14 protein-coding genes and 1 riboswitch are annotated in these 21,299 nt (G+C 36.1%); of the genes, 2 read left to right on the top strand and 12 right to left on the bottom strand.

Annotated elements, in window-relative coordinates; translation table 11 throughout:
• Positions 1 to 118: 118 nt before the first annotated feature.
• From ACN1CN_RS14390 to ACN1CN_RS14345, 10 genes are all read right to left on the bottom strand, one after another.
• Positions 119 to 652, bottom strand: a complete 534-nt coding sequence (locus ACN1CN_RS14390; RefSeq protein ID WP_419136146.1) for an alpha/beta hydrolase — start codon at positions 650 to 652, stop codon at positions 119 to 121.
• 67 nt (positions 653 to 719) lie between these two features.
• Positions 720 to 1,892: a trans-sulfuration enzyme family protein gene (locus ACN1CN_RS14385; protein WP_264526196.1), complete on the bottom strand. Its 1,173-nt coding sequence runs from the start codon at positions 1,890 to 1,892 to the stop codon at positions 720 to 722.
• Positions 1,893 to 2,068: 176 nt separating this feature from the next.
• On the bottom strand, positions 2,069 to 2,497 hold the full coding sequence (locus ACN1CN_RS14380) for an OsmC family protein (RefSeq protein WP_173966530.1): 429 nt from the start codon (positions 2,495 to 2,497) through the stop codon (positions 2,069 to 2,071).
• A 198-nt stretch (positions 2,498 to 2,695) separates the two neighbouring features.
• Complete coding sequence (gene thrA, locus ACN1CN_RS14375) at positions 2,696 to 5,110, bottom strand: bifunctional aspartate kinase/homoserine dehydrogenase I (protein ID WP_419136145.1); 2,415 nt, start codon at positions 5,108 to 5,110, stop codon at positions 2,696 to 2,698.
• Between the two features lies 1 nt (position 5,111).
• Positions 5,112 to 6,101, bottom strand: coding sequence for an alpha/beta fold hydrolase (locus tag ACN1CN_RS14370; RefSeq protein ID WP_419136144.1), 990 nt, complete (start codon positions 6,099 to 6,101; stop codon positions 5,112 to 5,114).
• Between the two features lie 71 nt (positions 6,102 to 6,172).
• Positions 6,173 to 6,281: riboswitch (SAM riboswitch) on the bottom strand.
• 188 nt (positions 6,282 to 6,469) lie between these two features.
• A complete protein-coding gene (locus ACN1CN_RS14365) occupies positions 6,470 to 6,673 on the bottom strand; it encodes a hypothetical protein (protein ID WP_419136143.1) in 204 nt (67 codons plus the stop codon).
• Positions 6,674 to 7,285: 612 nt separating this feature from the next.
• Positions 7,286 to 8,374, bottom strand: coding sequence for an aspartate kinase (locus ACN1CN_RS14360; RefSeq protein ID WP_264526192.1), 1,089 nt, complete (start codon positions 8,372 to 8,374; stop codon positions 7,286 to 7,288).
• Between the two features lie 202 nt (positions 8,375 to 8,576).
• Positions 8,577 to 9,881, bottom strand: coding sequence for an O-acetylhomoserine aminocarboxypropyltransferase/cysteine synthase family protein (locus ACN1CN_RS14355; protein ID WP_419136142.1), 1,305 nt, complete (start codon positions 9,879 to 9,881; stop codon positions 8,577 to 8,579).
• 68 nt (positions 9,882 to 9,949) lie between these two features.
• Positions 9,950 to 10,138 carry a hypothetical protein gene (locus ACN1CN_RS14350; protein ID WP_264526190.1) on the bottom strand — a complete coding sequence of 63 codons (189 nt, stop codon included), beginning with the start codon at positions 10,136 to 10,138 and terminating at the stop codon, positions 9,950 to 9,952.
• A 409-nt stretch (positions 10,139 to 10,547) separates the two neighbouring features.
• Positions 10,548 to 13,394, bottom strand: coding sequence for a TonB-dependent receptor plug domain-containing protein (locus ACN1CN_RS14345; RefSeq protein WP_419136141.1), 2,847 nt, complete (start codon positions 13,392 to 13,394; stop codon positions 10,548 to 10,550).
• A 531-nt stretch (positions 13,395 to 13,925) separates the two neighbouring features.
• Between ACN1CN_RS14345 and metK the strand changes: the two genes are divergently transcribed.
• Positions 13,926 to 15,176 (top strand): methionine adenosyltransferase, encoded by a 1,251-nt coding sequence (gene metK / locus ACN1CN_RS14340; protein WP_173966537.1) that lies wholly within the window; start codon positions 13,926 to 13,928, stop codon positions 15,174 to 15,176.
• A 368-nt stretch (positions 15,177 to 15,544) separates the two neighbouring features.
• Here the strand turns inward: metK and ACN1CN_RS14335 are convergent, their stop codons facing one another.
• Positions 15,545 to 17,011 carry a M28 family metallopeptidase gene (locus ACN1CN_RS14335; RefSeq protein ID WP_264526187.1) on the bottom strand — a complete coding sequence of 489 codons (1,467 nt, stop codon included), beginning with the start codon at positions 17,009 to 17,011 and terminating at the stop codon, positions 15,545 to 15,547.
• Positions 17,012 to 17,192: 181 nt separating this feature from the next.
• Between ACN1CN_RS14335 and ACN1CN_RS14330 the strand changes: the two genes are divergently transcribed.
• Positions 17,193 to 18,959, top strand: coding sequence for a DUF4153 domain-containing protein (locus ACN1CN_RS14330; RefSeq protein WP_419136140.1), 1,767 nt, complete (start codon positions 17,193 to 17,195; stop codon positions 18,957 to 18,959).
• A 61-nt stretch (positions 18,960 to 19,020) separates the two neighbouring features.
• Here ACN1CN_RS14330 and ACN1CN_RS14325 read toward each other — a convergent pair whose 3' ends face one another.
• Positions 19,021 to 21,249 (bottom strand): hypothetical protein, encoded by a 2,229-nt coding sequence (locus tag ACN1CN_RS14325; protein WP_419136139.1) that lies wholly within the window; start codon positions 21,247 to 21,249, stop codon positions 19,021 to 19,023.
• Between the last annotated feature and the right edge of the window lie 50 nt (positions 21,250 to 21,299).

The following is a 21,299-nucleotide window of genomic DNA, read 5'->3' as shown; positions in this document are numbered from 1 at the left end:
TAAACTTTTTAAATGAGAATAGTAATAGAACGAAAATTTAAATTCTACTAAATTAGTATAGTTTAAATAAAGCCCAATAAAAAACGGCCTTTAACTGTTTTTTTTCAGTTAAAGGCCGTCATCTTAATAACGTTTTCAAAATATCATTGCAAACCAAGAACGCATTATTTTCCGTTCTGTATAGCTGATGATTCTCTTTTTTTATCATTTTATGGACCACATTCAAGTCCAAAAACCATTGTGAGTCTGGTCTGTTTGAATCTTCTTCTCCAAAATATAATTTTATACTGCAATTTGGGGCTTCCGTTTCGTATCTCAATCTTGTTGAAGAAACAGCAAATAGACCAACAATGTTCAATCCTTTTAAAGAAGCTTTCCAGCCGATTGTTCCTCCAATGCTAAATCCTAAAACCGTTACTTTATCATTTTCTAATTTCAATAAAGTCTCAACTGCCCTATCCATTCCTTCGCTAAGAAACTGATTATGAATATCGCTTTCCACAAGGTTATCAGCATTAATGCCGGCTAATTCAAGCACATCATAATACTGAATCTCAAATTCAGATTTTAATAAATCAGCATAGATTTTTACCCAGTCCGGGGCTTTACCTCCAAATAAATCTGATAAAATGATTAGTCTTGGTTTAGTCATATATAAAAGATACGATTTTAGATATCAGTTTTCAGAAATCTAATATCTAAAATCATCAATCTAAAATTTAACTTAGCGCCTGTTTTAAATCGGCAATTACATCTTCTACCGTTTCCAAACCTACTGAAACACGTACTAATCCCTGAGTTATTCCAACCGCCAGCTGATCTTCTTCAGACAATTTACTATGCGTGGTTGAAGCAGGATGCGTCACAATCGATCTCGTATCGCCAATATTTGCCGACAGGGAGCACAATTTTATTTTATCTAAAAATTTTCTTCCGGCTTCAATTCCGCCTTTAATTTCAAAGGCAATAATATTACCCCCCAATTTCATTTGCTTTTTGGCAATTTCGTATTGAGGATGTGATTTCAGGAATGGGTATTTGATGCTTTGTACATTTGGGTGCGCTTCTAAAAACTCCGCTACTTTTAAAGCGTTTTCACAGTGTTTTTCAACACGAATTGCCAAAGTTTCTAAGCTTTTTGACAAAACCCACGCATTAAACGGAGACAAAGCAGGACCTGTGTTTCTGGAGAACAGGTAAATTTGTCTGATCAAATCTTCACTTCCAACCGTAACTCCTCCTAAAACTCTACCCTGACCATCAATCAGTTTAGTTGCTGAATGTACGACCAAATGCGCTCCAAATTTTATAGGCTGCTGCAGATAAGGCGTCGCAAAACAGTTGTCAATAATTAAAATCAGATTGTGTTTTTTAGCAAGATCTCCCAGCAACTGCAAATCGATCACGTCAACACCCGGATTTGTAGGCGACTCTGCGTATAAAATTTTTGTATTCGGTTTAATGAATCCTTCGATTGTTTCCGGCTTCGTTATATCAAAATAAGAGGTTTCGATGTTCCATTTTGGAAAATAAGTCATAAATAGAGCGTGTGTCGAACCAAAAACACTGCTCGCCGACACGATATGATCACCTGAATTTAATAAGGCTGCAAAAGTAGAATATACGGCTGCCATTCCGGTTGCAAAAGCATAACCCGCTTCTGCTCCTTCCATTTTACAAATTTTATCAACAAATTCTGTTGTATTCGGATTGCTGAAACGGCTGTAAATATTCCTTTCTTTTTCTTCTGTGAAAGAAGCTCTCATGTCTTCAGCATCCTCAAATACAAAGCTTGACGATAAGTATAATGGCACCGAATGCTCTAAATACTGGCTTCTTTCTAATTGTGTTCTGATGGCTTGGGTTTCAAAACCAAATTCTTCTGTGTTCATTTTTTTGTTTTTGTTTAACACGAATTGCACTAATTAGCACAAATTCGCTTTTTTATAAAATTTCACAAAGATTCACAAAGCAAAACGCAATGCATCAACTAAAGTTTAATGTGAATTTTCATTGTGTGATTAAAAATCAAAAAATTATCTAATTATCAAATTGACTAATTACCTAATTACTTTAATTCTTCGTTGTTCAGGACCACTTTATATTTTACTGTAGCGGTAGGCTCAATTGTTTTAGAAACCGAGCAATATTTCTCAAAAGAAAGCTGGGCAGCCCGCTGTGCTTTTTCAGGATTAACATCTCCCTCTAAATAAAAAACCACATTGATTTCTTTAAAAGGTTTTGCTTCACCAACCTGCACACGCTCTCCCTCTACCTCAGCATTAAAAGAAGTGATCTCCTGACGTTGCTTTTTTAAGATCGAAATCATATCAATAGCACTGCATCCCGCAACTCCCATTAATACTAATTCCATTGGACTTGCACCTAAATCGCTTCCGCCAAATTCGGCTCTGCTGTCAACATCCACTACATGACCACGTTCATTTTTAAGTTTAAAATGAAACGCGTCGTTTACTCTGTTCAAAGTTACTTTCATTGTGTTGTTATTTTTTTTTATTTTTTATTCTTTGCAATCTTTGTCATTTCGACCGAAGGGAGAAATCACATTAGATTGTCGACAAAGATTAGATTTTTTCGTTGCGGAGTTCCTTGTGTGATTTCTCCCTTCGGTCGAAATGACAAACGGAGCTTACAAATCAGAAATCTAAACTCTAAAATCTGCAATCTAAAATCCTTACCCTTTATCTGATAATCTCAAAATGTCACCAAATACTCCTCTCGCCGTTACAGCAGAGCCTGCACCAGCTCCCTGAATTACGATTGGACGGTCTCCGTAAGATTCTGTATAAATTTCGAAGAAAGAATCAGATCCTTTTAATCCGCCCAAGGCAGTATCAGAAGGCACTGAAACTAATTTTACTTCCAAAATTCCTTTATCATTTTGCAAATCTCCTGACAATTCACCAATGTATCTTAATACGTGATTTGGCTTTTGATCGGCTTTTATTTTTTCATAAATTGGGTCGAACTCTTTCAATTTCGTTAAGAAGTCTCCAACGTTTCCTTCACGCAAATGCTCCGGGATTAAGTTCTGAATGGAAATTTCTTCAAACTCATTCTGCAAATCCAGCTCTCTCGCTAAAATCAATAATTTTCTTCCTACATCATTTCCGCATAAATCCTCACGAGGGTCCGGTTCTGTATATCCGTTATCAATGGCCTCCTGCAAAATTTCACTAAACGGAACATCTTTTGCCGAGAAATTATTGAACAAATAACTCAATGTTCCGGAGAATACTCCTTTTATCTTTGTGATATTTTCTCCCGAAAGATGCAATAGTTTAATGGTGTCAATCAATGGCAATCCTGCACCAACATTGGTTTCATATAAATAATTCTTCTGATTTTCGGCTAAAGCTTTTCTCAGTTCTTTATAAAATCCATAACTCAGCGTATTGGCCACTTTATTAGAAGAGATCAAATCGAAACTGCTCTCAACCAGTGGAATATAATTCTCAACAAAAGAAGCACTCGCTGTATTATCGATAGCGATTAAGTTTTCTAAATGATGTTGGTTGGCATAAGCAATAATGTCCTGAATGGTATAGGTAAGCCCTTCTTTATCAATATCTGTTTTCCAGTTTGAGCTTACTCCGTTTTTATTTAAAAGTACCTTTTTAGAATTGGCAATTGCAAAAACATTCAATCTCACGTCTTTTCGTTTTTCGATAGCGGCAGTCGATTCTAAAATCTGATTGATTAAGGTTCCTCCCACTAATCCATGACCGATAATGGCAATGTTGATTTTTTTGGAAACTCCGAAAATCTCACCGTGAATTACATTTAAAGCTTTATGCAGTTCTGTTTTTTTAACCACCAAACTCACGTTTTTACCCGTAACGGTGTTGTTAAATAAAATCGGAACAATTTTATTTTTGATTAATGCCGTGTAAGGTTTATGGAAAGTACTCAAATCCTGTCCGATAATCGAAATTACCGAAACATTATCGGTTACTGTAATCTGATTTACATCTTTGGAATAAAAATCATTTTCGAATTCTTTTTCCAGTTCGACCATGGCCAGGGTAGCTTTCTCAGTGGCCACAACAAGGCCAATGCCTCGCTCTGAAGAACCTTGTGAAATGATACTCACACTGATGTTATGATCGCCCATTACTTTAAAAATTCGGGCATCTACACCCGATTTCCCCAATAATCCACGGCCTTCAAGATTGACCAAAGAAACGTTCTCTAAAACAGAAAGTGTTTTAATTCCTTCTTTAGCAGAATCAGAAGTAATTAAAGTCCCGCGATTTTCATGATTAAAGGTATTTAAAATACGAAGCGGAATATTTTTTTCCAACAAAGGAATGATGGTTTTAGCATGTAAAATGGTAGCGCCAAAATTGGCTAATTCGTTGGCTTCATTAAACGACAGGTATTCGATCTTTTTAGCATCAGCAACCAAATCAGGATTTGCCGTGTAAATTCCGTCAACATGGGTAAAGTTTTGTAATTCTTCGGCATTTAGATAATTCGCAATTAGCGATGCGGTATAGTTACTGCCGTTTCTACCTAAAGTGGTCGTATCGTTGTTATTGTTAGATCCGATAAAACCGGTTACGATGTTAACTGTTGTACCGTTGTGTTCTTTGAAATAATTGATAACATTTTTCTTAGAAAGCTGCTCCAAAGGCTGTGCATCTCCAAATTTAGAATCGGTTTTCAACAATTCTCTTGAATCTACAAAGTTCGCAGGAACACCTTTTCCAATTAAAATGGCTGTCAGTAATTTAGCCGAAAGCAGCTCGCCTTTTGATAAAATCTGATCTTTGATTTTGTTGCTGTAATCTCCTATCAGGCTTACTCCTTCAAAAAGTTTCTCCAGTACATTAAATTCTTCCGACAAATCTACCTCAGGGTAATCTGAAACCTGATACGTTTTAAAATTCTCAAATAAGGGTTTATAGTTGCCGTTTTTAGCCGCAATTTTTAAAATGTATTCCAGCTCATCTGTAGCATCTCCACGAGCCGAAACTACTACTGCAATTTTTTCGTTTTGCTGTACTTTATCTGTAATAATTGAAACTACTTTATTAAGTCCTTCTCCGTTTGATAACGATTTACCGCCAAATTTTAATATTTTCATTTTATTTTTCTATTGTTTCTGCCTTAAAAATATCGGCAAGTAAATGATCTAATTGTTTGTACTCGATTAAAAAAGCATCATGTCCGTGAACAGAATCTATTTCACTGTAAAAAACATTGTCTTTGAACTTTTTTAATTCCTGATAAGTCTCCCGATTTTCTTTGGGTATAAAAAACAAATCCGAATTGATTCCGACAATGTGAATCGCGGCGTCTGTTTTAGATAACAAAGTCTCGAAATCTTCTCTGTTTCTGGTGATGTCTATGGTTTTTAGCAATTGGTTCATAAGTTTGTACGAAGCCAATTGGTATCTTTTTTGTAGTTTTTCGCCGTGATGTGCCAGCCAGCTTTCAATATTAAAAACCGGGCGATTGGCATTGATGGTACGTTGAAATTTCTCTTTGAATGATTCAGGAGACCTGTAACACAACATTGCATGAATTCTGGCATCCTCAATAGGTTTTGAGGAATTGTTCAAAATTTGCTCTTGTAAATAGCAATTGGCGATCATCCAGTCGGTCGACTTCCAATCTGTTGCAATGGGAATTAGGTTTTGAGTAATGTTAGGTTCTAATGCAAGTATTTCCCAGGCGATGCCTCCGCCAACCGAACCTCCAATGATGGTGTGCAATTGGTGAATATTTAAAAGTTCTAAACCTTTAATAAAAATGCGGGCAATATCTCTGGTAGTGAAATCCTGATAGTTTTCGATGATAAACGAATCATTTCCGTTTCCGGGTACATTAAAAGCCAGTACGGTAAATTTATGGGTATCGATTGTTTTGTCTTCACCAATGAGGTCATTCCACCAGCCATTTGCACCGGTGACCTCAGCATTTCCTGTCAAAGCATGATTGACCAGAACTATAGGCGCGCTAAATAATGGTAAACCGGAAAGTGTAAAACTTAAGGGTAATGATGAGTAGGACACACCACTTTCGGTGATGAATTCCTGAATTATAATGGGACTTGGTATATTTTCCAATTTCAAATCTTTTTATTTTTGATTTGTATGTGGAAATATTAGAAAGAAAGTCTAGAGTGAAACCAGAAAATTTCTTGTTGTTATCTTTCCACGTTTGGGCGTGGTAGAATGCAGCACCTTCTTCGAATTAACGAAGGGTTGCTAAGGATTCATCGGGTCTAATCCCTCGTCCTTTCTTTATAACATTTCAATACGTTTTTGAACTTAAAGGTGCAAATTAACTACTAATTTCTCAAACAAACAAATTTTATCGAAACTGATTCCTCAATTTCTTAAACATAATTCAAACAAAAACTAGTGTACGCAAAAAATTACCGAACAATTTGCCCAGTAAAATTAAGCAGGTTTCCCCCTATTTTATGATGCTTCCCGATTTAGATAAAAAGCGTTTCATTCTCTTTTGAATACATCAAAAACAATAATGAGTCCGGATTTTTTTTCTCCACTTTTTTATCTGTCTCAGTCATCCCGAATCTCGGATGTACCAATTCATTTGTTGGTGGTGGCGGGTTGTTTCTTTTAGCTCTCATGTTTTTCAATGTTGAAAAAGTCTTTGTTAAGTAGTTTAGTGTGCTCATGATATTTAAGTTTATGTTAGTTTGCGTATTATTATCTTTATTTTATGTTTATCTCTTTGTTATCGTAACCAGATGGAATAAAAAAACCCTTTTGGGTTTGAATACCAAAAGGGTTTAAGTTTTTATAACTTATATATACTTTTAGTATCAACAGACGCGTACACAAATACGTGCGACGTTAAACATCTTATTCATCTGTAGGGACTTATTCATCTGGGACGTGATTGCTATTTTAAAAAATTCTTGCATTTTTTCTATTTTAATAAACTTCCTTAAACTCTCAAAATATTTTTAATTTACTCTCTTTTTAGATCAGCCAAAAACAAAATCTATTCCACTTTTGTTTCAATCGGCATCACTTTTACTCAGTATACTAAATTTATTCTTTCTTTAGTTTTGAAGTCTTACAAATTTGCGAATATTTTCTCAATTATACAAGTGGGGATCAACAATTTAATCCCAAAAAACGTTAAAAAACGGCTTTTTTCCGTTAAAAAACATCTTGCAAAATTAACATTGCTAAAATTAAAAGATAAATCTTACAAAAAATAACACAAAAAACTTTCCTGTTTCATTATATCAAAGAACAACTTACTATTATTTTGGAACCACTTACAGCCAGACTGCTTCTTTGTTTTTGATTTTTTCAGCTACTTTCAAAATGTCTGTAATTACTCCTCTAGAAATAGCCTGTTTACATGCCGAAGCACTTTGAATTACGATTGGAACAGCTGCGTACGATTGCGTATAAATTTCAAAAATGGTGTCTGATCCTTTCAGCTGACCTATTGCTGACGAAACGGGCTCTGAAACCAGTTTAACTTCTAAGGTGTTTTTTACCACATCAAATTCACCTACATAGCGCAGAACATTATTATCAGCCTGGCTAATTTTAGCAATCTTAAACGATCTGTCGACCGCTTCTTTATTCAAAATACCGTTTTGCTCCAGATGTTCTTCTTGTATAAGCGAATTGATTTTTATATCCGAGAGCTCAAAATCTTTTCCAATTTCCCTCGTGAGAATCAGTAATTTTCTGGCGGTATCATTTCCGGACAGGTCTTCTTTAAACGTTGAACGCATCAATCCAAGCAAACTCGCATCTTTCAACAGAGAAGAAAAAGAGGTGTCTTCGTTGGCAAACCGATTGAATACATAACTCAGGTTATCTGAAAAAACACCCCGGATCTTAGTGATTTTTTCACCCGAATAATACAAATCTCTTAAGGTTTGTAAAACCGGGAAACCGGTATCCACTGATGTTTCATACAAAAACTCTTTGTCGTACTTTTTAAGGTTTGCTCTGATCTCTTTGTACAAATCAATCGGCAATGTATTGGCTTTTTTATTTACCGCTACTATATTAAATCCGTTTTCGATCAATGTATTGTAATGATGTATTAATTCATCACTAGCAGTAGCATCTACGGCGATTAAGTTCTCAAATTCATTTTCTTTGGCAAATTCAATAATATCCTGCACTTTAAAAGGCACCGCCAGTTCCAGAAAATTGGTTTCCCAGGCATATCCTACGCCTTCTTTCTCGAAAAAAGCTACTGTTGAATTTGTGATAATCGGAAAATGAAAATCGATGTTTTTACTTTCGAGAAAAAACTCCTGACTTTCGATAATTTGATTGATCAAAGTACTTCCGATATTTCCAATTCCAAAAAGGATGATATTTATTTTAAGCTTTGACATAATTTTTAATTTTTAATTTTTTAAATCCTATAAGTAATGGATGTTCCTGTAAAGCTTTGCGTTACGCACCGGTTTTCCTCAAGTTGATCTGTATTACTTACAGGATTTAAAAATTTTTATACTGATTTACTTTTTATAAAAAATCACCTCTAGCAGAACTCACGCTGCTAAAGGCAATTTTTCAAACAAAAAACAAAAAAACCTAGTTTTTATTAATGCTGTATTGTGACTGGGTCACGCTTGCAAAAACAGTTTGCAGATCAGCTATTAAATCCTTGATATCTTCCAGTCCGACAGAAAGTCGCACCAGATCTTTTGAAACTCCCGTTTCTAATTGTTCCGCATCCGACAATTGCTGGTGCGTTGTACTTGCGGGGTGAATGATTAATGATTTTGTATCACCAATGTTGGCCAAAAGCGAGAAGAGTTTTGTTTCGTCTACTACTTTTTTGGCCGCTTCAAAACCGCCTTTTAATCCAAAAGTAACTACTCCACTTTGTCCTTTTGGCAAGTACTGTTGTGACAAGTCGTAATACTTATTGGTTTTTAATCCCGGATAATTTACCCAGGCTACTTCTTCCTGTTCTTCTAACCACGAGGCCAATGCCAGCGCATTTTCACTGTGTTTCTGAATTCGGATTGGCAAGGTTTCTAAGCCCTGTATGATTTGAAAAGCATTAAACGGACTCAGAGCCGCGCCAAAATCACGTAAACCTTCAATTCTGGCTTTTGCTATGAAAGCTGCATTTCCTAAAGCTTCGTGATACACCAGACCATGGTATCCTGGGGAAGGTTCTGTAAATTCAGGAAATTTACCGTTGGCCCAGTCAAAAGTTCCGGCATCGATAATGGCGCCTCCTAATGAAGTTCCGTTTCCTGAAATATATTTGGTTAGGGAGTGAATGACAATATTAGCTCCGTATTCAATTGGATTTAACAAATAAGGTGTTGCCACTGTATTGTCAACAATAAAAGGAACTTTAAAGTTTTTAGCTTCTACCGAAATCCCTTTCAGGTCCAGTACATCTAATTTTGGGTTTCCTAAAGATTCTACAAAAAAAGCGCGTGTATTTTCTTTGGCTGCTTTGGTAAAGTTCTCAGGTTTTGAAGGGTCTACAAAGGTAGTTGTGATCCCTAAACGAGGTAAAGTTACGCTCAGTAAATTATAAGTTCCTCCATATAAACTGTTCGAAGCCACAATATGATCTCCTGCTTTTAGCAAAGTCAGTAAAGCAGTCGAAATTGCCGAGGCTCCTGAGGCTGTAACTACTGCCCCAATTCCGCCTTCAAGCGCTGCAAGACGTTGTTCCAAAACATCGTTTGTCGGATTGTTCAATCGGGTGTAAATGAATCCGGCTTCGGCAAGACCAAATAAATTGGCTGCGTGATCTGAATTGTTAAAAACATACGAGGATGTCTGATAAATTGGAACTGCTCTGGTTCCTGCATTTTTAGTAACATCGTGTCCTGCGTGTAGTGCGTTTGTGGCAATTTTTTGTGTGCTCATGATTTCTTAGTTTTAGATATTGTGAATAGCTTTTGGTTTATTATTGATTTCTTAGGTCGTTTTTTATCTCATATAAAAAGATCTTCTTCTTCGTGTAAATACATTTGAAAGAGCAGGGAGTTTGATTCACTCGAATACAACTCTCCTTTTATTTTAACTGCATTTGCTTTTTTGTTTTTAAGTATGCCTGCAAATCGTTTAAAATCTGTTTTCAATCGGTATACAATCTCTCTTAATATAATATGTAGTGTTTTCATGATCTTCGTTTTAGTTTCAGCATTAAAAAAAGCCCTTTCGGATGGCGACCAAAAGGGCTTATAGTTCTAACTATAACAAAGATTCACTCTTTCACTTTTGGCAATAGCAATTTGGGATGCACATTTGCATCATCTCACAACACATCATCATACTATTTGCTATTGTTTTCATTTTTATTTGATTTAAAATTAATGCTTTTTTTAATTCGACTAATTCTATAGAGTAAATGTAATAAGTATTTTCTGAACTACCAAATTAAATAGTAATATTTAATGTAAAATTTTTATTACCCCTTGTGAATGCTGGTCTTACGCTGAAAAAAAAGCCACAACTTATATTGATTAAGCAGATTTGTATTGATCCTATAATCATTTTAACCCTTATAAGCTGTGGCCAATATTATGTTCTTTAGAATTTAAAACTCAATCTGGCAAAACCAAATCTTCCGTTCAATCCAAATTGTGATACTGCTCTGGAATAAGCAAACTGATTGGCATTGCTTAAATCTGTACTTGGAGCCGGTGACAAGGTTGGTGTTGTATTAGTAAAAGCCGGTGTTGCAGGATTATTTCGGTCCGGATAAACATCACCTATATTATTAAACCCAACTGTGAATCTGAATTTCTCGTTAATCTGATATCCAAAAGACAAATCGGTCACCAGTTTAGCGCTGTATTCCGGATGTTCGTAAACAGAAGACGATCCGTCTAAATTTACATCTGTTGCTCCCGGATCTGTAACGGCTCCGAAATAACTGTTTCTTAAATAAATGTCCAGTTTTTTAATGCTGAAAGTCGTCATTAAATTGGCTTTTAGTTTTGGAATAGCTTCTTCTAAATAAATTCGGCTTGACTCTGGAAAAAATGAATATTTAAAAGGCTCTCCACCTGCATTGATGATCGATTGCGGAACATTTAATTCTCCTACTCTTTTGGTGGTATTGTAGCTCAATGCAAAATCGTTTCTGATGGTGAAATCCGGAATAACATTGTATTTATGTGAAATTACAACATCAATACCTTTAGTCTCCGAGTTGATTCCGTTGGTCCAGAACGAAGCTCTTTCAACACCTTTTAAGTCAAATGCCTGTTGAAATAAGGTCAAAGCATCTTTTTGTTCCGGTGATGTTGCTCCATTTATCTGTGCATCTGTTGGTCTGGCATACTGTCCTGTAAGCACCACTCTGTCATCGATTCTGGTAAAATAAGCATCTGTTGCAATGGTAATGTTTGCTTCAGGAATTTTGAATGTAAATCCGGTACTGATACTTTTTGATTTCTCCGCTTTTAAGTTTTCAACTCCAATACTTTTGGCCGCTTGCGAATCGTTTGTGAAATAACCCACCTGATAAGGCGAACCGTTTATGAACTGAGTTGAACTGCTTTCAAAATACTTTTGCTGTAAAGAAGGAGCTCTAAAACCTGTTTGTCCCGAAACTCTCCAGTTGATATTGTCTGTCAATTTTAAAAGAGAGGCCAGTTTAAAGGTAACCGTGCTTCCAAAATCAGAATAGTTCTCGTAACGCGCTGCTCCGTTTAGAAGCCAGTTTTCGGTTGCATTTAGCTCTAAATCAACATAAGCTGCACCACTTTTTCTATCTTTAACTTTAGCATCTGAAGGCTGAAATCCTGAAAATCCTTGTGCTCCTGCTCCTCGTTTGTTTCCAAAAAAGTCAGTTACTATTAAAGGTGAATTGCTTGGTAAAATTCCGGGAACCAAATTTCCGTTGCTGTCATACAGTCCGTAAGAAGCTTCTTCTCCTTGTTGAATCTTATAATTTTCATATCTGAATTCTCCACCAAAGGCAACGTTCAGTCCATTTAAAACATCGTACTTTTTACTTAAATCTAAGTTGGTTGTACTTTGCAAAAACGAAACTTTACCAGCATAAAAATTGGAAGCCGAATTGGTTCCCAAAGTAGCATTAATAGTATTGTTTACATCATATTTAAAAGAGTTTGTTCCAAGGTTTGTACTGATATCTGTATCAAAACCAAATAATTCTGTCGTAGCTCCAACCGCTGCAGAAGCGTCTAAAATCGAAGATTCTATTTCCGGTAAAAATCCATTCTGGTACACCTGCGTGAAGGTTCCCGAACCGTTTGGAAGCCTGTTAAAAGCATACGATTTACCATTTCTATAAGAAAGCCCTCCAAAAGAGTACAATGAAGTTGTTTCGGTCAATGGGTATTTGGTATTGTAATACAATTGTCCCGATGCCAATTCAGACTGCCCCACACTCATGTTATAGTCGCTTCTTTCCTGACCTCTGTACGCCAATTCATTGTTGGTTGTATCAAAATTCAAAGCAGTTTGCATTTGCGCAATAGTTCCCGCCGAAGCAATGGCACTTTGCTGTGCCGGTGTAAAATAACCAACCTTTGGCGCATACTGTTTCAATGAATTCAGAATTTGTGCCGAATTGGTTGTGTTGTTGATATTACTAAAGAAGGAATTAATATACACCCCGTCCTGAGCCGCTCTGTTCTCAACAGCATTGTAAGCATTAAAAATTGCGTTGCTTCTAATTCCCGCACGGCTTGTTGCCTGTCTGGTCACAGCACTACCGGTAACATTTAAATAACTACCTGCTTTACCCAGGGAAGTTCCGTAATTTAAATCAACTTGCAGATTTTGCCCGTCGGCTCCTCCTTTAAAGTTATTCGATCCCGAAGATAAGTTAGTACCATACTGTATATCTCCTGAAAGATAGTTGGCATTCTTTTTCAACACTATATTAATAACTCCCGCAATAGCATCTGAACCGTACTGAGCCGCTGCACCATCGCGCAAAACTTCGATTCTCTCGATAGCAAAGGAAGGTATCGCATTTAAATCCGTTCCTACCGATCCTCTTCCCGGCGAACCGTTAATGTTTACCAATGCACTGGTGTGTCTGCGTTTTCCGTTTACCAGAATTAAAACCTGATCCGGACCTAAACCTCTTAACTGTGCAGGGTCAACGTGGTCTGTAGCATCAGCCGTAGAAGTTGCATTACTGGTAAAAGAAGGTGCAACATAATTTAAAATTTGGGTCACGCTGGTTTGCGGTGCTCCTTTAGTTATTTCGGAAATATTAAAAACATCAACCGGAACCGGTACATCTGTTTTTACTCTGTTTTTACTACGTGATCCTACAATGGTCACCTCGGTCAGTTCATTATTCTTTAAACTGTCCTGCTCTTTTTTATTTTCCTGTGCATAAATACCCGAGAATGTCAAAAGACCTAAAGCTAATACTACATTTTTTTTCATTACTTTCTTCTGGTTTATATTGTTTTCTGACTTAAAAAGTGATTTACAATTTGGTTTCTTTTTGAAACAAAAAAACCCCTGCGAGCGGCAGAGGTTCTATATGTATATTTTAAAAAAAAACTACAACAGCGTCTCTGCGGAAGGCTCCGGCATCATACATGACATATTGCAAATTGTTAATTTCATTTCTTGTTTTGTTTTGATGGGGCAAATTTGCGAACTATTTTTCAATCAGCCAAACAAAAACAGAAATAATTTCTATTACCCTATCAAAATAGTATGTTATGTTAAATTTCTGCTTATAAAATCAAAAAAATCAAAAGTTTAATTTGCAAATCAAAATGGTTTTATACCTTTGCACGCGAATACAGAGGAAAAATTTGAACTGATTGCAACCTCTTCATAATGAAACGGTTCGTTATGGGTACTGAAACATTGATTTCGGTAGTAAAAAATGCTAAAGCAGAAATTCTCCTTTAGCCCTTTTTAGCAATTATTTTTTCTCGCTTAATTTTAATTTAATAAATTATTATGGCTTATTTATTTACGTCAGAATCTGTTAGTGAAGGGCATCCAGACAAAGTTGCAGATCAAATTTCGGATGCATTAATTGATAACTTTTTGGCATTTGATGCTGACTCAAAAGTAGCTTGTGAAACTCTGGTTACTACAGGTCAGGTAATTTTAGCTGGTGAAGTAAAATCGAATACTTATCTTGATGTGCAGCAAATTGCTCGCGAAGTAATCCGTAAAATTGGATATACTAAAAGCGAATATATGTTTGAGGCTAATTCTTGTGGAATTCTTTCGGCAATTCATGAGCAATCAGCAGATATTAATCAAGGAGTTGACAGAGCTAAGCCGGAAGAGCAAGGTGCTGGAGACCAGGGAATGATGTTTGGTTACGCTACAAACGAAACCGAAAACTTCATGCCATTGGCACTTGATTTGTCTCACAAATTATTACAGGAGTTAGCTATCCTGAGACGTGAAAATAAGGAAATCACTTATTTACGCCCTGATGCTAAATCACAGGTAACTTTAGAATATAGCGACGACAATAAACCAACTCGTATTGATGCGATTGTAATCTCAACGCAACACGATGATTTTGACGAAGAAGCTACCATGCTTGCTAAAATCAAAAAAGATATTATCGAAATTTTGATTCCAAGAATCATTGCTAAAAATCCAGCTCACGCGCATTTATTCAATGATAAAATCAACTACCATATCAACCCAACAGGAAAATTCGTTATTGGAGGACCTCACGGAGATACTGGTTTAACAGGAAGAAAAATTATTGTGGATACTTACGGTGGAAAAGGTGCTCACGGTGGTGGTGCATTCTCTGGAAAAGATCCAAGTAAAGTAGACAGAAGTGCTGCTTATGCAACACGTCACATCGCTAAAAACTTAGTAGCAGCAGGTGTTGCTGACGAGATTTTAGTACAGGTTTCTTACGCAATTGGTGTTGCTGAGCCAATGGGTATCTTTATTGATACTTACGGAACTTCTAAAGTAAACTTAACCAATGGTGAAATCGCTAAAAAAGTAGAAGCTATTTTTGATATGCGTCCTTACTTTATCGAGCAACGTTTGAAATTGAGAAACCCTATTTACAGCGAAACTGCGGCTTACGGACACATGGGACGTAAACCAGAAACTGTAACTAAAACTTTCTCTGCTCCGGGTGGAAACGAAAAAACAGTTACTGTTGAATTGTTTACCTGGGAAAAACTTGATTTCGTTGATCAGGTAAAAGCTGCTTTCGGATTATAAATCCTAGCTTATCAGACTAACTTAGATTTTTAGATTGTCAGACAACTATTTATCTTAAGCATAAAAAAAACCGGTTTCTATTTTTAGAAATCGGTTTTTTATTTTAACCTATATTACTCGACAAAAGCAACTTTATATTTTAACGCAGATGACGCGGATTTACTTCGTAAAAACGCTGATAAAAACTGATTTACTATTTAAAAACTATTGAATTAGCTAAAAATACGAAAGGCTTTCTTAAATTTTAGAAAGCCTTTTTTGAGTTCTTTTCTAGTTAAAAAATCAAGAAAAAATCCGTTTTTATCCGCGTTTTCGCGATAGCGAATCTGCGTCATCCGCGTCTAAAACTCAACGCAAACCACTATTTGCTATCGCTCTAATTGCACATTAGGCAAGGTCTTAGGACGACCTGCATCATTCGATAGAATCCAGCCTGTACGGTAGATCCATTCGGTCATTTTATGCAATTTCACGAAGTCAATGTTTTCAGACTCGTCCATAGGTGTATGATACTGACTGTGTAAAACACTGGTATAAAAAACAGATGGAATTCCTTTTCTGGCGTAAGGCAAATGATCGGAACGGAAATAAAAATACTCCGGATGTTCTGGTCTGTCCCAAAGTTTGTCTAAGTCAAATTTAGGTCCTTCATCGTTTGCTTTTTTGGCAATAGCCACTAAATCAGAAGAGTTTTCATGAGGAGAACTGGACCCTAAAAGAGCCGCCTGATTGACGTTGTTTCTTCCAATCATATCTCCGTTTAATACCGCTACAATGTCTTTTTCAGGAACTGTTGGATGCGAGGCATACCATCTTGACCCTAATAAACCGCGCTCTTCTGAACCGTGAAAAACAAACAGAGAGGTTCTTTTTCCAGGCTGTTTTTTATAGGCTCTTGCAATGGCCAGCATGGCAACACAGGTACTTGCATTATCATCGGCTCCATTGTAAATAGAATCCTGTCCGTACTTTTGTCTTACCCCATCGTGATCCTGATGCCCGCTAAAAAGAACATATTCATTTTTTAATTTTGGATCAGTTCCTTCAATTTTACCCACAACATTCACCGAAGGGTATTTATAGGTTTCTGAAATTACTTCTGTCGATAAAAGATCTTTGGTACTTTTCAGATATTCCAATTGATCGTTGTGCACCCAAAAAACAGGCATAGTCGCACCAATTTTATCACGAAAACCTTCAATTCCGTAGATTCCTCTTGTCATTTGCGGTTCCACTTGAGACCAGCTTTGTTCTGCCAGCTCATCAGCAACCATAATCAGAGCTGTTGCTCCTTTTTTGACTACAAGATCGTAATATTTGTTTCGAACCAGACCCGGATAACGTCTGTCAAAAAGTGAAATATCGTCGGCAATACCTTCTTTGGAAGCCAGTAATACAACTGCTTTTCCTTTGATATCGGCTTTTTCAATTTCTCCTTTAGTGGCTGCGCCTAAATAAAGCAATGGCGCTTCTACTTTAATGTTCGTGGTTTCGGCTACTAAAACATCTTTCCACAATTTGTATTCTTTTTGTCCAATTTTAAATTTTGTATTGGGCGTCACCTGATGCCTGTACAAATCAAAAAACTGAAAATAGGTTCCGTCATCACCTGCCGGAGCCATTCCTGCTTCTTTGGCTTTATTGGCCAGCCACATGGATACTTTTAATTCATCTAAAGTTCCTGCTTCACGACCGTTAAAGTGATCACCGGCCATTTGGTACATATCGGTTTTTAGGTCTTTATCTGTAATTGCTGAAACTAAAGGTTTTTTAATCGCCTGCGAAAAAACTACTCCTCCGTAAGCAATCAAAACGAGGATCATTTTATTTTTCATACGTTTTAAATTTAGTATTCCAAACTTAGTGATTTAAAGAGAATAAAAAGCGGCCTAGCCTCTTAAACATTACTGAAATGCAAAATCGGTAAAATGTCCTCCTCATTTTTTCAGCATTGCAATTTTTATTTGTTTATCTCTTACAATTTACTTTCCTTAGTACAAAATAACTGATAAAAAAATGAGTAAACTCCCATCGTTACAAAACGTTTTGAACGCAACGCTGAAAACAATTCTTCGATTTCCTTTAGAAATTTTAACCGCCATTTTAGGAACTGTCTTTGCCATAATTCTTAGCGAAGGAAATTACAACAATCCCAACAAAGAACTTTATGAAAAAATTTTAATGAGCTGTTCTTTAGGTCTGGTTTTGTTTCTTTCTGTCAGTCTGTTTTTTCTGGCGGCTAAAAAAAATAATCTCCTGCGTTTTGCCCTTAGTATTGCTCTTGGAAGCCTTGTTTTTCTATTCGTCAATACTTTTCACAAGTACACCACAGATGTCGAAATACAGCAGTTTATGGTACTGAATATTGTATTTCATTTGTTGGTTTCGTTCGCCGGTTTCCTGCCAAGAGCTTACAATCAGGATGAGTTTTGGGAATTCAACAAACAGCTTTTTCTTAGAATTCTAACCGCCGGTTTGTATAGCGTAGTACTCTATTCGGGTTTGGCATTGGCGATTTTAGCGGTTGACAAGCTCTTCAATATTGATTTTTACGATCGTATTTATATGCATGTCTTTTTTGTGATCGCCGGTATTTTTAATACCACGTTCTTTTTAAGCGGAGTTCCGGAAACCAACAACAGCGCGGCTCCTCTGGTTTTGAATTACCCTAAAGGACTTAAAAACTTCACTCAATTTGTATTGTTGCCCCTGATTAGTCTGTATCTGGTGATTTTAATTTGTTATGAAGCAAAAATTCTGCTCACCTTTTCCTTGCCTGTAGGCTGGGTTTCCTATCTTGTTTTGGTGTTTGCTATTTTCGGGATTTTATCTTTTTTATTGGTTCATCCCATTGCAACCGAAACAGCTAATCTCTGGATGCGAACTTTTAACCGATGGTTTTATTTTTTATTAATTCCGTTATTGGTATTGCTTTTTTGGGCTATTTTGTACCGAATCAATCTATATGGTTTTACACATGAACGCTATTATGTACTGTTAATGTCGGTATGGTTATCCGTTGTTGTGGGGTATTTTCTAATTCAAAAGCATCCTAAAATAAAGTTCATCCCGATAAGTTTATGCCTCGCAGGCTTGTTTTCTATAGCCGGACCACAAAGCGCCAATTCGATTTCGAAATACAGTCAGCTGGCCCGCTTTGAAAGTTATATGCAAAACAAAACCGCTAAAAAACTAAATTTCGAACAACAACAGGATCTAAGCAGTATTGTTTCTTTTTTAGAGCGCAATTATGGTGTTGAAATTATGGTTCCCTATGCCAAAACCAAGCTGGATGCCCTCCTTAAAAAAGAGAAAGACCCAAGCGATTATGAAATCATGGAAGCTTTAGGTTATGAATATCAGTCAGAATATGCCAGAGAAGAACAAATCAATGATTCGTTTTACTTTTATTACCAGCAAGATAAAGTGATCAATATTCATGAATATGACTTTTCTGTTGACCTCTCCAGTGACAACCCTTATGAATGTAATGATTGCGTAAAAATTGAGAATAAAAGCTACTCTCTTAAATCTACGGTAGAAGATTACGGATTAAACTTAGAGATTAACAAAGAAAGCATTCCGTTAAAAATTGTTGATTTTATTAATGCAACTCCTGACTTCAAACGAAATCAGGTGTATGACAAAAAAATAACGCAGGAGGTGCAAACTTCAAAATACAAAATTCTGATTACGTACCTCAGCGCCAATGGCAAAATTGAAGACAATAAGAAAACCGTAAATCGTTATATGATAAACGTACTGGTACAAATTAAAAAATAAAAAATACCCCCGACAGTTCCTGGAAACTGTCGGGGGTATTACTTTTCGAAAGACTTCGTTTTTAATACGTCCCGTTTTGCATTTTTGTTAAGGTCTCTCTAATTTCGCTTGCTGTTTCTTCTGCGACATCACTATTTAAATATTTAGTAGCTAAAAGCTGAGTCTGAACTGCTTTTTCTTTTTGCCCGTCTTTGTAATACAACTGCGCCAAAGTATCCAAATAGTACGGATTGTTTTTAGTCACTGCCAGACTGTATTCAGACCAGCCGATTGCTGATTTCATAAAACCGTTATTTCCTGGCTTTGAAACCACTGTCCATGCCGCCGAATTGCATAAGTTCGAATGGTATTCTTTAAATGAATTCCATCCGTTATAAGAATATTGAGAATTAGGATCAATCGAAGCAAACATTTCGTCTAATTTTTCAATCGCACTTCCTTTGTCTGTTGCTAAATTTGTCTTGAAATAGGTAGTAAATTCTTTCAAATAATTGGTATTGGAACCATCTGTATCTACTACCTCAGCTAAATAGGTAAAGTAATTTTGATAACACTCAAAGTTTCCTTTCCCTGCATTTATTAGCTTTTTATAGACCGCAATCGTTTTGTCATTCTTTTTTTCTGCCAATGCATCATTTTCATAAACATATTGATTTTGCTGCAATGCAAGCGCAATTTCAGTATTCAAACTGCCAATTGAATGTGTTTCTCCTTCTTTAACATTGAAAGTCAGACGTTCGGTATCAATAGCATCATAATGTTTGATTAAATAGTCTATCGAAAGAAAATCTGTATCATTTAAAACCCTATCCTCGCTAAAAAATTGCTTAGAGAATCCCTGATTTTTGATTTCTTTCAAAATAGTTTCTACCAGATACATGTTCGGTTTTGTATCTTTTTGATGGGTTTCAATTAGTTTTTTCCAGATTTGAGCCACTTCTTTTTTATCTAAAACAGTACTCACGAACTTAAATTCAGCAGGATTTTCATCAGCTGCGGATTCCACATCATAATCGTATGGTGTTTCCAGAACTGCCAATTTATTAAAAGCCTGAATAAAATCAGTATCATTTGACTTTTTATTTTTCACGGTTTTATTAAAGGCCAATAACCCTGAGGTTCTTTGCAGTTTTTTATAAAAATCATCATAATAGTTAAAGTGATATTGTTTTTCCTTTAAACTAGCTTTTGCAGAGGCTAAAATTTCACCGTTGGAATCCAAAATAACAATAACGGGTGTATCTGTAATTTTGTTTGTTTTCAGCCATTTTTTATCTTCGGCTGTAGTCAAATAATAGTTGTACAAATCATATTCCGGATGATAGGAATCATACATCGTATAGGCAAGCTGCGTTTCCTGATCTTTTACAGCCGCTTCAAAATCAGTTTTTGCTGAAGCATTTTTGCTGTCAATTACAACGACCTGAAATTTAGTTTTACTTTCTTTAGTTGCCGAAAGAGCGCTTTTAAGATTGTTCTCGACTTTAAGTTTAAAATCATATTTTTCAAGAACAAAAGAAGAATCAGCCGCTGTAGCAGCAGAATCGACTACGGCATACACTTCACTCTCTGCAATCTCTTTCCCCGGATAAGTCCAATTTACAATACTCTTAATTTCCAGCGGAACTACTTTTGACATTCTTTCAGGCAGGGCATCTTTTTCGTTAACAAAAACTAACGGATCCTTTCCGGGCCTCTCCGAAACCATAAGTTCATTGGTATTTTTATTAAAGAAACCGACAATATTCAAATCCCCAAAAAGATCGGGTTGGTAGTTGATAGTCACTTCTGAAACTTCTTTTGGCAAAGCAAATTTCGAAATTTTACTTTCTCCCTTATAATCTTCGCAAACCAGATACAGGTAATCTGCACGGTCAATTTCAAATTCAGCGTCAGGGCTGGCATTGTCTGTATTTTCCTGGCTCCAAATATCTGATAATCGTTGGTACTTAACCTCATTCGATCCGTTTTGTGAACCAATAAAAAAGGAATAAAAGGAAGGATTAATAAATTTAATTTTAACTTTTTTGGCCTTTTTATCATTTTTAAAAGCAAGATCAAAACCACTTTCGAACTTGTCAATTGGAGTAAATAATACTGAATCTCCCTTTATCTTATAATCGCCGGAGTAAAAAACCAATTCGTATTTGTTATTCTCTAATAAATTCAGTTTGATGTTCTGACCTTTATTGGCGGAAAGATAAGTTCCTTTTTCAACCGTTTTTGTTTGAGAAAAAGAAGTAAAAACGAAACAAAAAAACATTAAAAAACTCCATGTAAAATTGCGCATGTTCAAAATTTTGGTTGTTAATATCGCGCGCAAAGATACCGTATTCTAAT

Origin of the sequence: Flavobacterium sp. T12S277 (assembly GCF_048514875.1) — a bacterium.
Classification (GTDB): Bacteria; Bacteroidota; Bacteroidia; order Flavobacteriales; family Flavobacteriaceae; genus Flavobacterium.
Note: the sequence above shows the minus strand (reverse complement) of the source record. Positions and strands in the feature narration are given on the sequence as shown.

Coding starts and splice junctions, on each gene's coding strand:
- ACN1CN_RS14360 (WP_264526192.1), bottom strand. CDS start 8,374: ATGTCAAAGCTTAAAATAAATATCATCCTTTTTGGAATTGGAAATATC.
- ACN1CN_RS14350 (WP_264526190.1), bottom strand. CDS start 10,138: ATGAAAACACTACATATTATATTAAGAGAGATTGTATACCGATTGAAA.
- thrA (WP_419136145.1), bottom strand. CDS start 5,110: ATGAAAATATTAAAATTTGGCGGTAAATCGTTATCAAACGGAGAAGGA.
- ACN1CN_RS14345 (WP_419136141.1), bottom strand. CDS start 13,394: ATGAAAAAAAATGTAGTATTAGCTTTAGGTCTTTTGACATTCTCGGGT.
- ACN1CN_RS14325 (WP_419136139.1), bottom strand. CDS start 21,249: ATGCGCAATTTTACATGGAGTTTTTTAATGTTTTTTTGTTTCGTTTTT.
- metK (WP_173966537.1), top strand. CDS start 13,926: ATGGCTTATTTATTTACGTCAGAATCTGTTAGTGAAGGGCATCCAGAC.
- ACN1CN_RS14390 (WP_419136146.1), bottom strand. CDS start 652: ATGACTAAACCAAGACTAATCATTTTATCAGATTTATTTGGAGGTAAA.
- ACN1CN_RS14380 (WP_173966530.1), bottom strand. CDS start 2,497: ATGAAAGTAACTTTGAACAGAGTAAACGACGCGTTTCATTTTAAACTT.
- ACN1CN_RS14355 (WP_419136142.1), bottom strand. CDS start 9,881: ATGAGCACACAAAAAATTGCCACAAACGCACTACACGCAGGACACGAT.
- ACN1CN_RS14330 (WP_419136140.1), top strand. CDS start 17,193: ATGAGTAAACTCCCATCGTTACAAAACGTTTTGAACGCAACGCTGAAA.
- ACN1CN_RS14385 (WP_264526196.1), bottom strand. CDS start 1,892: ATGAACACAGAAGAATTTGGTTTTGAAACCCAAGCCATCAGAACACAA.
- ACN1CN_RS14335 (WP_264526187.1), bottom strand. CDS start 17,011: ATGAAAAATAAAATGATCCTCGTTTTGATTGCTTACGGAGGAGTAGTT.
- ACN1CN_RS14365 (WP_419136143.1), bottom strand. CDS start 6,673: ATGAGCACACTAAACTACTTAACAAAGACTTTTTCAACATTGAAAAAC.